The sequence below is a fragment of the Streptomyces sp. NPDC086835 genome (assembly GCF_044745705.1).
GTDB lineage: Bacteria > Actinomycetota > Actinomycetes > Streptomycetales > Streptomycetaceae > Streptomyces.
On sequence record NZ_JBIVAU010000009.1, the window covers coordinates 42,879 to 56,562 of the forward strand.

The 13,684-nt window shown below is 72.2% G+C and carries 13 protein-coding genes; 12 read left to right on the forward strand and 1 reads right to left on the reverse strand.

From position 1 onward, the window contains the following. Positions 1-135: 135 nt before the first annotated feature. Positions 136-1,500, reverse strand: a complete 1,365-nt coding sequence (locus ACIPJI_RS26205) for an MFS transporter (protein ID WP_402249206.1) — start codon at positions 1,498-1,500, stop codon at positions 136-138. A gap of 299 nt (positions 1,501-1,799) precedes the next feature. Between ACIPJI_RS26205 and ACIPJI_RS26210 the strand changes: the two genes are divergently transcribed. The 12 genes from ACIPJI_RS26210 (at position 1,800) to ACIPJI_RS26265 (ending at position 13,660) form a co-directional block, all read left to right on the forward strand. Next, the gene (locus ACIPJI_RS26210; protein WP_402249207.1) at positions 1,800-3,284 is read left to right on the forward strand and encodes an aldehyde dehydrogenase; all 1,485 of its coding nucleotides are present in this window, start codon (positions 1,800-1,802) and stop codon (positions 3,282-3,284) included. Positions 3,285-3,314: 30 nt separating this feature from the next. Continuing rightward, the gene (locus ACIPJI_RS26215; RefSeq protein WP_402249209.1) at positions 3,315-4,316 is read left to right on the forward strand and encodes a VOC family protein; all 1,002 of its coding nucleotides are present in this window, start codon (positions 3,315-3,317) and stop codon (positions 4,314-4,316) included. Next, positions 4,313-5,110 carry an aspartate dehydrogenase domain-containing protein gene (locus ACIPJI_RS26220; RefSeq protein ID WP_402249211.1) on the forward strand — a complete coding sequence of 266 codons (798 nt, stop codon included), beginning with the start codon at positions 4,313-4,315 and terminating at the stop codon, positions 5,108-5,110. The genes ACIPJI_RS26215 and ACIPJI_RS26220 overlap by 4 nt, the downstream gene beginning before the upstream one ends. A 107-nt stretch (positions 5,111-5,217) precedes the next feature. Then, on the forward strand, positions 5,218-5,997 hold the full coding sequence (locus ACIPJI_RS26225) for an alpha/beta fold hydrolase (RefSeq protein ID WP_356624569.1): 780 nt from the start codon (positions 5,218-5,220) through the stop codon (positions 5,995-5,997). A gap of 39 nt (positions 5,998-6,036) precedes the next feature. After that, entirely contained in the window at positions 6,037-6,558 is a 522-nt protein-coding gene (locus ACIPJI_RS26230; protein ID WP_402249212.1) for a cupin domain-containing protein, read from the forward strand. Further along, positions 6,551-7,306, forward strand: a complete 756-nt coding sequence (locus ACIPJI_RS26235) for an SDR family oxidoreductase (RefSeq protein WP_402249214.1) — start codon at positions 6,551-6,553, stop codon at positions 7,304-7,306. Before ACIPJI_RS26230 ends, ACIPJI_RS26235 begins: the two co-directional genes overlap by 8 nt. 19 nt (positions 7,307-7,325) lie before the next feature. Continuing rightward, on the forward strand, positions 7,326-8,114 hold the full coding sequence (locus ACIPJI_RS26240; RefSeq protein WP_402249216.1) for an SDR family oxidoreductase: 789 nt from the start codon (positions 7,326-7,328) through the stop codon (positions 8,112-8,114). 9 nt (positions 8,115-8,123) lie between these two features. After that, positions 8,124-9,749: a thiamine pyrophosphate-binding protein gene (locus ACIPJI_RS26245; RefSeq protein ID WP_402249218.1), complete on the forward strand. Its 1,626-nt coding sequence runs from the start codon at positions 8,124-8,126 to the stop codon at positions 9,747-9,749. A gap of 56 nt (positions 9,750-9,805) precedes the next feature. Beyond that, on the forward strand, positions 9,806-10,741 hold the full coding sequence (locus tag ACIPJI_RS26250; protein ID WP_402249219.1) for a PDR/VanB family oxidoreductase: 936 nt from the start codon (positions 9,806-9,808) through the stop codon (positions 10,739-10,741). Between the two features lie 44 nt (positions 10,742-10,785). Next, on the forward strand, positions 10,786-11,022 hold the full coding sequence (locus ACIPJI_RS26255; RefSeq protein ID WP_402249221.1) for a recombinase-like helix-turn-helix domain-containing protein: 237 nt from the start codon (positions 10,786-10,788) through the stop codon (positions 11,020-11,022). 2 nt (positions 11,023-11,024) lie between these two features. Beyond that, the gene (locus ACIPJI_RS26260) at positions 11,025-12,041 is read left to right on the forward strand and encodes an aromatic ring-hydroxylating dioxygenase subunit alpha (protein WP_356624502.1); all 1,017 of its coding nucleotides are present in this window, start codon (positions 11,025-11,027) and stop codon (positions 12,039-12,041) included. Positions 12,042-12,475: 434 nt separating this feature from the next. Next, complete coding sequence (locus tag ACIPJI_RS26265) at positions 12,476-13,660, forward strand: low temperature requirement protein A (protein WP_402249223.1); 1,185 nt, start codon at positions 12,476-12,478, stop codon at positions 13,658-13,660. Positions 13,661-13,684: the final 24 nt, after the last annotated feature.

The window sequence follows — 13,684 nt, forward strand, 5'->3', positions numbered from 1 at the left end:
GTCAGTTGGCCGGGGGGGGGGGGGGGGGGGGGGGGGGGGGGGGGGGCGGGGCCGGGCGGCGCGGGGGGGGGGGGGGGGGGGGGGGGGGCCCCCCCCCCCCGGCCCCCCCGGCCCCTCGCCGGACCGGCGGCCGTGTCAGGAGTTGAGCTCCTCCAGCGTCCGGCCCTTGGTCTCGACCGCGAACCAGGCGATCACGGCGCCCACCGCGGCCACGACCGCGAGCTGCGCGAAGACGAGGGACAGGCTTCCGCCCGCGCCGATGATCGCGCCGACGGTGACCGGGCCGATGATGACGCCGAGCCGGTTCCACAGGCCGCCGAACGCCGCGCCCTTGGCCCGGTTGGAGGTCGGGTACAGCTCCGGCGAGTACAGGTAGAGCCCCGCGTTGATCGCGTACAGGAAGAAGGTCGTGCACGAGGCGAAGACGGCGACCTGACCGCCCGACGTGGCGCCGGCCAGTGCGAGCACCCCGAGGGACAGCACGCTGCCGCCGAGCGCGGCCACCAGCGCCGCCCTGCGGCCCATCCGGTCGATGACCATGGCGACGACGAAGGTGCCGAGCAGTCCTGTGACGTTGCTGAGCAGCGTGTAGACCAGCGCGGTGGTCAGATCGAGGCCGAAGTGCTTGGTGTAGAGGGACGGCAGCCAGGTGGAGATGCCGTGGTTGACGTAGTACGCCACGAACCACAGGCCGGACAGGACCGCCGTGCGGCGCAGGTAGCGGCCCTTGAAGATGTCGCCGAGCCGGCCCCGGCCGGTGTCCTCCGTGACGTTCGCGGAGGGCAGCGGCAGCGGTTCCGCGGTGGCGCGGGAGACCTGCGCCTCGATCCGGGCCATGGCGGCCTCGGCCTCCTCCGTGCGACCGCGGGCCAGCAGCCAGCGCGGGGATTCCTCGACGTGTCGGGGCAGCGCGGCGGCGATGAGCACGGGCAGGGCGCCGATGACGAACATGGCGCGCCAGCCGAGGTTGGGCACCACCCAGACGGCGACCAGGGTGGCCGTGGCGAGACCGGCCGGAAAGATCATCTCGTACAGCAGCACGAAGCGGCCGCGCTTGTCGGAGCGGGCGATCTCGTTGATGTACGTGGCCGCCACGGGCACCACACCGCCGATGCCGAGTCCCTGGGCGAACCGGAACAGCGAGAACGTCTCGATGCTGCCGGAGAAGGCGACGGCGAGGCTTGCGAGCCCGGTGACGCCGACCCCGAGGGCCACCGTGCGCACACGGCCGATCCGGTCGCCCAGCCAGCCGGCGCCGATGGCGCCGATGAGCATGCCGATGGACGCGGCGGTCACGGCGAAGGTGGCCTGCCCGGTGGTGAGGTTCCATTCCTTCATCAGGACGGGCAGGGCCGAGGCGGCCAACAGCTGGTCGAACGCCTCGAAGAAGGTGACGGCGCCGATCAGGAACCGGACCTTGACGTGCCAGCGCGAGTGCGGCAGTCGTTCGAGTCTCGCGGCTATGGAGCCAAGGGCTGGCTTGCCGGCCACAGTCGTCATGGAGGGTCCTTCCGCGAACCAGAGGAGTTGCGGAGACAGTAGGTTCCTGTACCTAAGCGGTCAATGGTTAAGAGCTTAGGAATATCGAAGCCGTACGCTCGCCCCTCATCCTCAACGCCACCCAGATCGAGCTCAAGGCATGCCGGGCAACGATTTCACCTCGGGGTCTTGCGGCTAGAAACTTAAGCACTTAGATTTCTAGCACTTCAGGAACGACGCACGACCCGGCCGGCCCGGCCGCGTCCGGTGCCCGACCGCCCGAAGTCCCCCTTCCCGCCGCCTCGTCCGGAGGTCCCGCCGTGCCCACCGTCCCCACCGACATCCTGATCGCCGGCCAGTGGCGGCGCGGTGCGGGTGAGCCGCTCGACACCGTCGACCCGGCGACCGGCCGCGTCCTCGCCACCGTGAGTTCCCCCTCCGCCGCGGAGGTCTGCGAAGCGGCCGAGGCCGCCGCCCGCGCGGCGGCCGAACCCGCCTGGCGCGACCTGCTCCCGCACGAGAGGGCCCGGCTGCTGCACCGCATCGGTGACCTCACCGAGCAGAGCGCGGACGAGTTGTCCGCCCTGCAGACCGCGGACACCGGGAAGACCCTCGCCGAGACCCGTGCCCTCGCACTCAGCGCGGCCGGCACCTTCCGCTACCTGGCGGCCGCGCTCGAGACGGCCGAGGACACCCTCACCCCCTCCCGCGGCCCCTACGTCACGATGAGCGTCCACGAGCCGATCGGTGTCGTCGGCGCGATCAACCCCTGGAACTCCCCCGTCGCCAGCGACGCCCAGAAGCTCGCCCCCGCGCTGGCCGCCGGGAATGCGGTCCTCCTCAAGCCCGCCGCCTGGACCCCACTGGTCTCGCTCGCCCTCGGCCGGCTGATCACCCGGGCACTGGAGGAGTTCCGGCTGCCCACGGCACTGCTGTCGGTACTGCCGGGCAGCGGCCGGGTGGTCGGCGACGCCATCGTGCGCCATCCGCTCGTCGCCCGTATCGGCTTCACCGGAGGAACCGCCACCGGCCGGTCGATCGCCGCCGTCGCGGCACAGAAACTGATCCCCGCCTCGCTGGAGCTCGGCGGTAAGTCGCCGACGATCGTGCGCGCCGACGCCGACGTCGAACAGGCCCTCGCCGGCGTGCTGTTCGGGATCTTCTCGTCCAGCGGCCAGTCGTGCATCGCCGGTTCCCGGCTGTTCGTCGCCCGCGGGATCTACGACTCCTTCGTCGGCGAACTGGTGGACCGCGTCCGCGCGCTGCGCGTCGGCCCGGGTACGGACCCCGCCACGCAGGTCGGCCCGCTCGTGCACCACCGCCACCGCGACGCGGTCGCCGCCTACGTCGACCTCGCCCGCTCCGAAGGCGCCCGCGTGCTGTGCGGCGGCTCGGCCCCCGAGGGCGAGCGGTACCGCGACGGGGCGTACTACCTGCCGACCGTCCTCGACGGCCTGCCCAACACCTCCCGCACCTGCCAGGAGGAGATCTTCGGTCCGGTCCTCGTGACCCTGCCCTACGACGACGAGGAGGACCTGGTCCGCCAGGCCAACGACTCGGTCTACGGACTCGCCTGTGGCATCTGGACGCGCGACGCGCGCGACGCGTGGAGCCTGGCCCGCCGTATCGAGGCGGGCACCGTCTGGATCAACACGTACAAGCAGTTCAGCGCCTCCACCCCGTTCAGCGGATGGAAGGACAGCGGCCTCGGCACGGAGAAGGGCCGTGACGCGATCCGCGCCTACCAGCGCCAGAAGTCCCTGTACTGGGGCACCTCCACCGCCCCGCTCCCCTGGGCCAACTGACCCGGCACGCCTGCCCGTCTGGAGAGACTCATGCACCGTCCACCGCCCGGTCCGATCGCCCGGCTCCGCTCCCTGCGCTACGTCGAGCTGCACACGCCCGCCTTCGCCGAGGCCGCCGGCTTCTACGAGGAGGTCTGGGGCCTGACGAGTGTCGAGTCCGACACCGGCGCCCGCTGGCTCCGCGGCACCGGCGACGAGCACCACGTCCTGCACCTCACGGAGCGGGAGCGGGTGGGCCTCGGCCGGCTCGCGTTCGCCGTCGGCACGCCCGCCGAGGTCGACGAGGCCGCCCGCCGGCTCGCGGCGCACGGCATCGTCCCCGTCTTCGGCCCCGGCCCGCTCGAGCAGGCCGGCGGCGGCTACGGGCTGCGGTTCACCGACCCCGAGCAGCGGCTGATCGAGATCAGCGCCCATGTCGAGGCGGTCGCTCCGAGCGGCAGGGACGCCGCGGTGCCCGTCGGCGTCACGCACGCCGTGCTCAACACCACCGACATCGACGCCGCCGTGACCTTCTACTGCGACGTGCTGGGGCTGCGCGTCTCGGACTGGTCCGAGCACCAGATGGTGTTCCTGCGCTGCAACGCCGACCACCACTGCATCGCCTTCAACCAGGCGGAGTGGACCTCCCTCAACCACGTGGCCTACGAGATGCCCTCGGTGGACCACTTCATGCGGGGCCTCGGACGGCTGCGCCACCACGGCATCGCACCGAAGTGGGGGCCCGGCCGGCACGGCCCCGGCAACAACACCTTCTCCTACTTCACCGACCCGTCCGGCCTGGTCTGCGAGTACACCTCCGAGGTCGCCCAGATCGTCGAGGACGCCTGGATCGCCCGCGTGTGGCGGCGGGTCCCCGAACTGTCCGACCTGTGGGGCACGGCCGGGCCGCCGTCGAAGGAGATCCGCTGCCACATGGCGGGCACGCCCGACCCCGGACCGCTCGCCGCGCCCGTCGACGCCGCGCCGCCCAGCAAGAACCCCGCGGACGACGACTCGGACCGCACCCACCACGCAGAGGAGAACGCCGCATGAGCACCGTGCGCAAGGTGGGCATCGTCGGCTGGGGCGCCATCGGCCGGGTCGTGGGCGCCGCTCTCGCCGAGGGCCGGGTGGGCTCCGCCGAGCTGGTCTGTGTCGTCGACAACCGCCCGCTCGGCGAGGCGGCACCGGCCGCGCAGGTCACCTTCGAGGACGCCATCGAGCGCTGCGACCTGATCGTGGAGGCCGCAGGTCAGGGCGTCGTCCGCGATTGGGGCGAGCGGGTCCTGGCCTCCGGGACGGACCTGCTGATCGCCTCGACGGGCGCGCTGACCGACGAGGAGCTCGCGAAGCGGCTCCTCGCCGCCGGCCCGGGACGGGTGTACTTCACGGGCGGCGCGGTCGGCGGCCTCGACCTGCTCCAGGCCGCCCGCTCCCTGGGCCCGCTGGAAGAGGTCCGCCTGACCACCACCAAACTGCCCGCCACCCTCGAACAGCCTTGGATGGACGCCGAGTTGCTGTCCCGTATGCGGACCGCGACCGGACCTGTCGTGGTGATGTCCGGCACCGCGCGGGACGTACCGGTGAAGTTCCCCAAGTCCACGAACGTGGCCGCCTCGGTCGCGCTGGCCGTCGGCGACCTGGACACTGTGCGGGTCCAGGTCGTCGCCGACCCGGCGGCGCACCGCACCCGGCATGTGGTCGAGGCGTCCGGTGAGCTGGGCGCGTACCGCTTCGAGGTCACGCATCTGCCGGACCCCGGCAACCCGGCGACCAGCCGGATCGTGCCGTACACGGTGCTGCGCTCGCTGGCGGCGATCACCGGCCGGACGGGGCAGATCCTGTGAGCGCCCGCACCGGCGTCGACGTCGACGTCCAGGCGGACGACGCCCACGGGCCGGGCGGCCACAGGGCCGGCGCCCGTGTGCCCGGTGTCCATGTGCCCGGCGCCCGTGTGCCCGGTGTCCATGTGGAGGAGGCCGGCGACCAGGGGCCGCTGCTGCTGTGCCTGCACGGCATCGGCTCGTCGTCCGCCGCCTTCGCCCCGCAGCTCGCCGGACTGTCCCCGTACGTCCGGGTCGTGGCCTGGGACGCACCGGGGTACGGCAGATCCCCTGACCCCGAGGGCCCGCTCACGCTCGACGACTACGCGGACGCGGTGGCCGCCGTCATCCGCGAGCGCGGCACGAGCGCCCATGTCCTCGGAGTGTCCTGGGGCGGTGTGATCGCGCTGCGGCTCGCCACCCGCCACCCCGGCCTCGTCGACTCGCTGATCGTCGCCGACTCCAGTCCCGGTTCGGGCACGGACGCGGCGAAGGCGGAGGGCATGCGGGCGCGGGCCGCCGAGCTGGCACAAGCCGGCCCACGGGCCTTCGCCGAGGCGCGCGGCCCACGGCTGGTGTCGCCGGGCGCGCCGGCTGACCTGGTCCGGCGTGTGGTCGACACGATGGCCGCCTCGGTGCGGCTGCCGGGTTACGCGTACGCCGCCGAGTCCATGGCATCGGCCGATCTGCGTGCCGAACTGCCCTCGATCGCCGTGCCCTTGCTCGTCCTGTGCGGCGACAAGGACACGGTCACCGGCATCGAGGCGAGCCAGGCGCTCGCCGGAGCCGTCCACAAGTCCGCCTACGTGATCGTCAAGGACGCCGGTCACCTGGCCAACCAGGAGCAGCCGGTCCGCTTCGACGCCTGGGTGCTCTCCCACCTGAGGATCACCGCGCGCATCCCCGAGTGATCCCGCCCCCTGAACCCCCGTCAACAAGGAGCAGTCACCATGCCTCTGACCACCACCGAGTACGACAACGGCGGCGACCTCGCCTCGTACACCGACTCCCTCATCGCCACCAAGGACTCCCGTGTGGCGGACTTCGGCACCCTCTCCTTCCAGGAGAAGGCCGGCCCGCAGTACCGCCGCGGCCAGATCCGCTACGTCGGGTCCGGTGCCACCGGCAACCACGAGAACGACAGCCGCATCCTGCCGTCCGGAGGCTTCACCTTCTCCAACATGCTGCTGCCGCCCGGCGCCGAGGGCCCGGCCCACACCCACCACGACGTGGAGGAGGCCTTCTTCGTCCTCGAGGGGCAGGTCCGGGTGGGTATCCACCGCGGCCCCGACGAGGTCGAGTACCGCACGCTCGGCTACCGCGACATGATCGTCGTGCCGGCCGGTGTGACCCGTTCCCTGAAGAACGAGGGTGACTCCGACGCCCTGTTCTGCGTCGTCATCGGCACGCGGAAGCCGCAGGTGCCGACCTACCCCGAGTACTCGCCGATGCACGGCGTCACCCGTGACTGACACGCCCCTGGCCGGTGTGCGCACCGTCGTCGTCACCGGGGCGGGCCGTGGCCTGGGACTGGCCATGGCCCGCCGGGCCGGCGAGGACGGCTTCCGGGTCGTCCTCGCCGAGCTGGACCAGGAGACGGGCGAGAAGGCCGCCGCGGAGCTGCGTGCCCAGGGCGTCGACGCCCACTTCGTACGCTGCGACGTCGCCGACCCGGCGTCGGTCGCCGCGCTGGCCGACGCCGTGCGGGAGCTCGGTCCGCCGTACGGGCTGGTCAACAACGCGGCACTGGCCAACGGCGTGGGCGGCAAGGAGTTCTGGGACATCGACGTCGAGGTGTGGGACCGGCTGATGACGGTCAACGCCCGCGGCCCATGGCTGGTGTCGAAGGCCCTGTACCCGCTGTTCACCGCCCCGGGCCGGATCGTCAACATCGCCTCCGACGCCGCCTTGTACGGCTCGCCGCGGCTGTCCCACTACATCGCCTCCAAGGGCGCCGTCATCGCGCTCACCCGCGCCATGGCGAGGGAGCTCGGCGACAAGGGCATCACGGTGAACGCCGTCGCCCCGGGTCTGACCGAGTGCGAGGCGACGGAGAGGGTGCCCGCCGAACGGCACGACCTCTACCGCGCCAACCGGGCTCTCTCCCGACCGCAGCAGCCGGACGACCTCACGGGGATCGTCTCGTACCTGCTCGGCGAGGAGTCCCGCTATCTGACCGGACAGGTGATCGCCGTCAACGGCGGCTTCACCATGAACTGAACCCCAGGAGAACCGAGTTATGGATCTGGGCCTCGCCGACCGCACCATCGTGGTCACCGGCGGCAGCTCGGGCGTCGGCCTGGCCACGGTCCGCGCCCTGCTCGACGAGGGTGCCCGCGTCGCCACCTGTGGCCGCGACGCCGACCGGCTGGACAAGGCGGCCGCCCGCCTCGGCGCCGCACCCGACCGGCTGCTGACCGGGGTGTGCGACGTACGGGACGCCGCGGCGGTGCGGGACTTCGTCCTGCGCGCCGCCGGGCATTTCGGCGGCATCGACGGACTGGTCAACAACGCCGGCCAGTCCCGGATGAAAAACCTCGACGAGTCCACCGCCGACGACTGGCGCGACGAGCTGGAGCTGAAGTTCGCCGGGGTGCTGAACCCCCTGCACGCCGCGCGCCCGTATCTCGCCGCCTCCGACGCGGCGAGCATCGTCAACGTCAACGCGGTCCTCGCCAAGCAGCCGGAGCCCCGGCTGATCACCACCAGCGCCGCCCGCGCGGGCATCCTCAACCTCTCCAAGTCCCTGTCGTCGGAGCTCGCCCCCGACGGCATCCGGGTCAACTCGGTCTGCCTGGGCCTCGTAGACACCGGCCAGTGGGCCCGCCGGCACGCGGCGGCCGGCTCCGGAACGAGCTACGAGGACTGGCAGGCCGAGCTCGCGGCCGACCGCGGGATCGCGCTGGGCCGCCTCGGCCGGGCCGAGGAGGTCGCGTACGCGGTCGTCGCCCTGCTCTCCCCCCGTGCCTCCTACATCACCGGCACCTCCATCGACGTCTGCGGCGGAGTCGGCCGCTCCATCCTCTGAGGAGACACCATGCGTCACGACACCGGAGGCGATCTCCTCGTCGCCGTCCTGCGCGAACTCGGCATCGACACCGTCTTCGGCATCGTCAGCGTGCACAACCTGCCGCTGGTCGAGGCCGTCGACCGCGATCTGCGCTTCGTGCCCGTGCGGCACGAAGCCTCGGCGGTGAACGCCGCCGACGCCTACGGGCGGGCCCGTGGCGGCATCGGCTGCGCACTGACCTCGACCGGCACCGGCGCGGGCAACGCGGCCGGTTCGCTGATCGAGTCCCTGAGCGCGGGCAGCTCCGTGCTGCACATCACCGGCCAGGTCGAGAGCGAGTACCTCGGCAGCGGCCGCGGGTTCATCCACGAGACCAAGGATCAGCTGGGCATGCTGAGCGCCGTGTCGTCTTACGCGGCGAATGTGTCCGACACCGCGCAGGCCGGGCGGATCCTGCGCGAGGCGGCGCGCGCCGCGCTCGCCGTGCCGGGTGGTCCGGCGAGCGTCGAGTGGCCGATCGACCTCCAGTACGCGGCTCAGACCGACGCTCACGCCGACCTCCCCGCACCGACCCTCCCCACTCCCGGGGACGGTGAACTTGCCTCCGCCGGCGCGCTGCTGGCCGCCGTACGCCGCCCGCTGATCTGGGCCGGCGGCGGCGCCACCGGTGCCAGCGGCGAGCTCGTGCGGCTGCTGGAGGCCACCGGGGCGGGCCTGATCACCTCCAACTCCGGCCGCGGGTCGGTGCCCGAGGACCACGGGCAGGTCGTCGGCAACTTCGCCACCGCCCCCGCCGCCCGCGCGCTGCTCGCGGACGCGGACGTCCTGCTCACCGTCGGCACGCACTTCCGCTCCAACGAGACCGCCGACTACACGCTCCAGCTGCCCGCGGCACACATCCAGATCGACGCCGACGCGGCCGCGCTCGGCCGCGTCCACCCGGCGACGCACGCCCTGCACGGCGACGCCGCCGCGGTCCTCGACGCCCTGCTGCCGTACGCGCGGCCGGCGGAGGCCGGCTGGGCCGAGCGGGTGGCCTCCGTACGCACCGAGGTGCGGGCGGCGCTGCACGACAGCATCGGCCCGCAGGCCGTGATCTGCGACGCGATCCGTGCCGCACTGCCCAGGGACGCGGTCGTCGCCCGGGACGTCACCATCCCGTCCAGCAGCTGGGGCAACCGACTGCTGGAGATGTACGACCCGCGGGACAACGTCTTCCCGCGCGGCGGAGGCATCGGGCAGGGCCTCGGCATGGGCATCGGCGCGGCGCTCGCACGGCCCGGCGCGCCGACCGTTGTGATCGCCGGTGACGGCGGTCTCGCCGTCCACCTCGGAGAACTCCTCACCCTCGCCCAGGAACGGCCCCGCCTCACGCTCATCGTGTTCAACGACGGCGGCTACGGCGTGCTGCGCAACATGCAGGACCGCTACGGCGAGCGGCGCTCCGGCGTGGACCTCACGACGCCCGACTTCGAGCTGCTGGCCCGCGCCTGCTCGCTGCCGTACCTGCGGATCTCGGCCGAGGAGCACGCCGCACCGGTGATCTCCCAGGCGGTCGCCTCCGACGGACCGACGCTGGTCGAGGTCGACCTCGAGGCACTCGGCCCGATGAAGAACCCGTTCACCCCGCCCGTGAGGATCCCGGGCCAGTAGTCCCGGACCCCCGGGTCCGCGCGTACTGCCCACTGCCGGTAAGGAGGCACCAGGCCATGAGCGAGAACACGCTGCAGCTGATCGTCCGACGTATGACATGGGAGGCCGAGGGCGTGCTGTCCGTCGAACTCACCCACCCCGACGGCAAACCCCTGCCGGCCTGGACGCCCGGCGCGCACCTCGATGTCCATGTCGGCGGCCAGGTCCGCCAGTACAGCCTGTGCTCGGACCCGCACACACCGGACGTCTACCGTGTCGGGGTCCTCAACGAGCCGTCCTCGCGCGGTGGTTCCCGGTATGTGCACACCACGCTGCGTCCGGGTCAGGCGGTGACCGTGTCCGAGCCGCGCAACCACTTCGCCCTGGAGGACGCCGACGGCTACGTCTTCGTCGCCGGCGGCATCGGGGTCACCCCGCTGCTGGCGATGGCCCGGGAGGCCGGCCGCCGGGGAGCCGCGTGGCGGATGGTGTACGGCGGGCGGAGCCGCGCGACGATGGCGTTCACCGCCGAACTCGCCGCCCTGGGCGGCGATGTGACGCTGGTGCCGCAGGACGAGCAGGGCCACATCGACCTGGACGCGGCGCTCGCGGACCTTGGTGAGGGTGCCTTGGTCTACTCGTGCGGCCCCGAACCGCTGCTCGCCGCAGTGGAGGGGCGGTGCCCCGAAGGCCGGCTGCGGCTGGAGCGGTTCGCCGCTCCCGTCGTGGAACGCGACGGCGACGACACGGCGTTCGAGGTCGAATGCCGCACCTCCGGAGTGACGCTCAGCGTCGGCGCGGACGCCTCGATCCTCGACGCCGCGGAGGCGGCAGGCCTGAGCGTGAACAGCTCCTGCCGGGACGGCATCTGCGGCACGTGCGAGACCCGGGTGCTCGACGGCACCCCCGAGCACCGCGACTTCCTGCTCAGCGAGGCCGAGCACGCCTCGGGCGCCACGATGATGATCTGCGTCTCGCGGTGTTCCTCCGGCCGGCTCGTCCTCGATCTGTGACCCCCCGTGGCCCCTATTTCCCCCGCGCACTCTCAGGAGACACCGTGACCGACACCGCGACCGGCGCCTGGCCGTACCTGGACGTCCACCAGTCCCGTACCCACGAGCCGACACCGTACGAGTACCGACTCGCCGCCACCCTCGAAGAGATCTTCACCGAGGAGGGCCATGAACTGGCCGACGTGGTCCGCGGCCTCAACGCGCGCAACGTCGGCACCCCCGACGGCAGGCAGTGGACCGAGGAGACCTTCCGCGCCGAGATGAACCGACTGGGAGCCTGACCATGACGCTGTCGACGTCCGCCACCGCGGACCACATCTACGCCAACGGGCTGCGCAACCAGTGGCACGCCGTCGTCCCCTCGCACTTCGTCGCCCCCGGCGCGATGCGCAAGGTGACCGCCCTCGGTGAGCAGTGGCTGCTGTTCCGCCGCTCGGACGGCGCCCTGTCCATGCTGGCCGACCGCTGCCCGCATCGCGGCGCGCCGCTGTCGCTCGGCAAGCACCTCGGGGACCGGGTCGCCTGCTGGTACCACGGTGTCGAGGTCGAACCGGACGGCACGGTCTCCTCCGTGCCCGGTCTGCCGGGATGCAACCTGGAGGGCAAGAAGCTGGTCACGTCGCTGCCCGTTCGCGAGGCCGCGGGCGCGATCCTCGCCTACTTCGGCGACGAGGAGCACCCGGAGCCCCCGGGGTTGGTGCTGCCCGAGCCGCTGACCGATCCCGGCACGGACGCGTTCCTGTGCTACGCGGAGTGGAACGTTCCGTGGCGCTACGCCATGGAGAACCTGCTCGACCCGATGCACGGTGCCTTCCTGCACCACGAGTCGCACACGATGTCCGACGGCGACACGACGGCCAAGTTCCGCATCCGGGAGACCGACCGCGGCTACTTCTTCGAGAAGACCGATCAGCGGGGCGTCAACTTCGACTGGGTGGAGCTGTGCCGGACGGGCGTGGACTGGGTGGATCTGTCCATCCCTTACCCGCCGTCCGCCGGCCCCGGCGGACCGTTCGGCATCGTCGGCATGGCCTGCCCGGTCGACGCGGGTCGCACCGGGGTCTTCTTCTGGCGCTACCGCCGGGTGGAGGGCTGGCAGCGTGACACCTGGCGCTTCCTCTACAAGACGCTGATCGAGAAGCGCCACTGGGAGGTGCTGGAGCAGGACCGGATGATGCTCGAAGCGATGCCGGCCGACGCGGACCAGCACGAGAACCTGTACCAGCACGACCTGGGCGTGGTGCGGCTGCGCCGCCTGTTCCGGGCGGCTGCTGACGCACAGTCCTCCGCGGGCGTATGAGCGTGTGAACGGGCCGTCCGCCGCGCCGGCCGGCGCGGCGGCGGCCGCGTTCGAGCACTTCATCCGGGCCCTGTGGGAGGAGTTGTTCGGCCGAGGACGACGACCCGATCGCGTACCACAAGTCGTCGGCCGTGAACGGGGACCTCACCAAGATCGAGGACGTCGTGGCCTGGGTGCGGCACCTGCTCACCGACGACTGGTGGGCGAACGGCCGGACGATCTTCCTCAACAGCGGTTACACCACTCGCTGAACCTTCAGCCGACAGGTGGTGGGCCGTGGCGCGGCCCACTACCTCGTCCGCGACCGGTGTGGTAATCACTAGGGGCCGGCTCCACCCGGAGAAACAGGCCCAGCCCGTGGCCCTGACCGGCCGCTTCGACAGCGGACCAGGTCCGAACGTCCCCCCGCCCCCTCACTTTCGAGACGCGCACCTATGAGCCAGTCACACTCCCCCGCCGGTGCATGGCACCGGCCGATGGTCGCCCGCCTCTCGAGCGAGGCCCATCGCACCGCCACCGCGCTGGAGCTGTTCTTCGACCTGTGTTTCGTCGTGGCCGTCGCCCAGGCCGCCGCGGCCTTCGAGCACGAGCTCGCCGAAGGACACGTCGGCCACGGCGTCCTCGGATACGCGCTGGTGTTCTTCGCGATCTGGTGGGCCTGGATGAACTTCACCTGGTTCGCCTCCGCCTACGACACGGACGACGTCCCCTACCGGCTCCTCACCCTCGTCCAGATCACGGGTGCGCTCGTCATGGCCGCCGGAACGGCGGAAGCCCTGGAGCACGACGACTTCACCGTCATCACGTGGGGTTACGTCATCATGCGGCTCGCCATGGTCACCCAGTGGCTGCGCGCCGCACACTCCGATCCCGAACGGCGGCGCTGCTGCCTGCGCTACGCGGTGGGCATCCTGATCGTGCAGATCGGCTGGGTGGCCCGGCTGGCACTGCCCGACGACGGCGGCCTGGCCACGTTCGTGGTCCTGGCCCTGGCCGAACTCGCCGTCCCGGTCTGGGCCGAGACCGCTGCCAACACCACCTGGCACCCCCACCACATCGCCGAACGGTACGGCCTGTTCACCATCATCGTCCTCGGCGAGACCATCACGGCCGCCACCACCGCCGTCCGCGCGGCCCTCGACACCGACGCGGCCCTCGGCGACATCGCGACCCTCGTCGTGGGCGGGGTGCTGACGGTGTTCGCCCTGTGGTGGCTCTACTTCGCGCAGAACGCGCCGCGCCGTCTGACGAGCCTCAGGACCGCGCTGCTCTGGGGCTACGGCCACTACGCGGTCTTCGCATCCGCGGCCGCCGTCGGCGCCGGCCTCGCCCTGAACGTCGCCCATGCCACCGGCCACGGCCATCTCACCGACCGTGCCGCCGCCCTGGCGTACACCGTCCCGGTCGCCGTCTTCCTGACCATGGTGTGGCTGCTGCACCACCGGGCGGCCGAGCTCCGCAGCCGGACGGACCTGGTCCATCCGGTGGCCGTGCTCGCGGTCCTGGCCTCGGTCTTCACCCCCGCCCCGGTCCTCGTCACGGGCATCCTCACCGCCGCTCTGGTCGCCGCGACCCTCGTGCTGACACGGCGCGCGGGGAAGGCCGCTGCGGCAGCGTGATCGCGCCCGTGTGGACCCCCGTCA

What these genes read in the sequence shown, in the direction of transcription:
- ACIPJI_RS26220 (WP_402249211.1), top strand. Translation starts at nt 4,313, where the DNA reads ATGAGCACCGTGCGCAAGGTGGGCATCGTCGGCTGGGGCGCCATCGGC.
- ACIPJI_RS26205 (WP_402249206.1), bottom strand. Translation starts at nt 1,500, where the DNA reads ATGACGACTGTGGCCGGCAAGCCAGCCCTTGGCTCCATAGCCGCGAGA.
- ACIPJI_RS26230 (WP_402249212.1), top strand. Translation starts at nt 6,037, where the DNA reads ATGCCTCTGACCACCACCGAGTACGACAACGGCGGCGACCTCGCCTCG.
- ACIPJI_RS26265 (WP_402249223.1), top strand. Translation starts at nt 12,476, where the DNA reads ATGAGCCAGTCACACTCCCCCGCCGGTGCATGGCACCGGCCGATGGTC.
- ACIPJI_RS26260 (WP_356624502.1), top strand. Translation starts at nt 11,025, where the DNA reads ATGACGCTGTCGACGTCCGCCACCGCGGACCACATCTACGCCAACGGG.
- ACIPJI_RS26215 (WP_402249209.1), top strand. Translation starts at nt 3,315, where the DNA reads ATGCACCGTCCACCGCCCGGTCCGATCGCCCGGCTCCGCTCCCTGCGC.
- ACIPJI_RS26250 (WP_402249219.1), top strand. Translation starts at nt 9,806, where the DNA reads ATGAGCGAGAACACGCTGCAGCTGATCGTCCGACGTATGACATGGGAG.
- ACIPJI_RS26245 (WP_402249218.1), top strand. Translation starts at nt 8,124, where the DNA reads ATGCGTCACGACACCGGAGGCGATCTCCTCGTCGCCGTCCTGCGCGAA.
- ACIPJI_RS26240 (WP_402249216.1), top strand. Translation starts at nt 7,326, where the DNA reads ATGGATCTGGGCCTCGCCGACCGCACCATCGTGGTCACCGGCGGCAGC.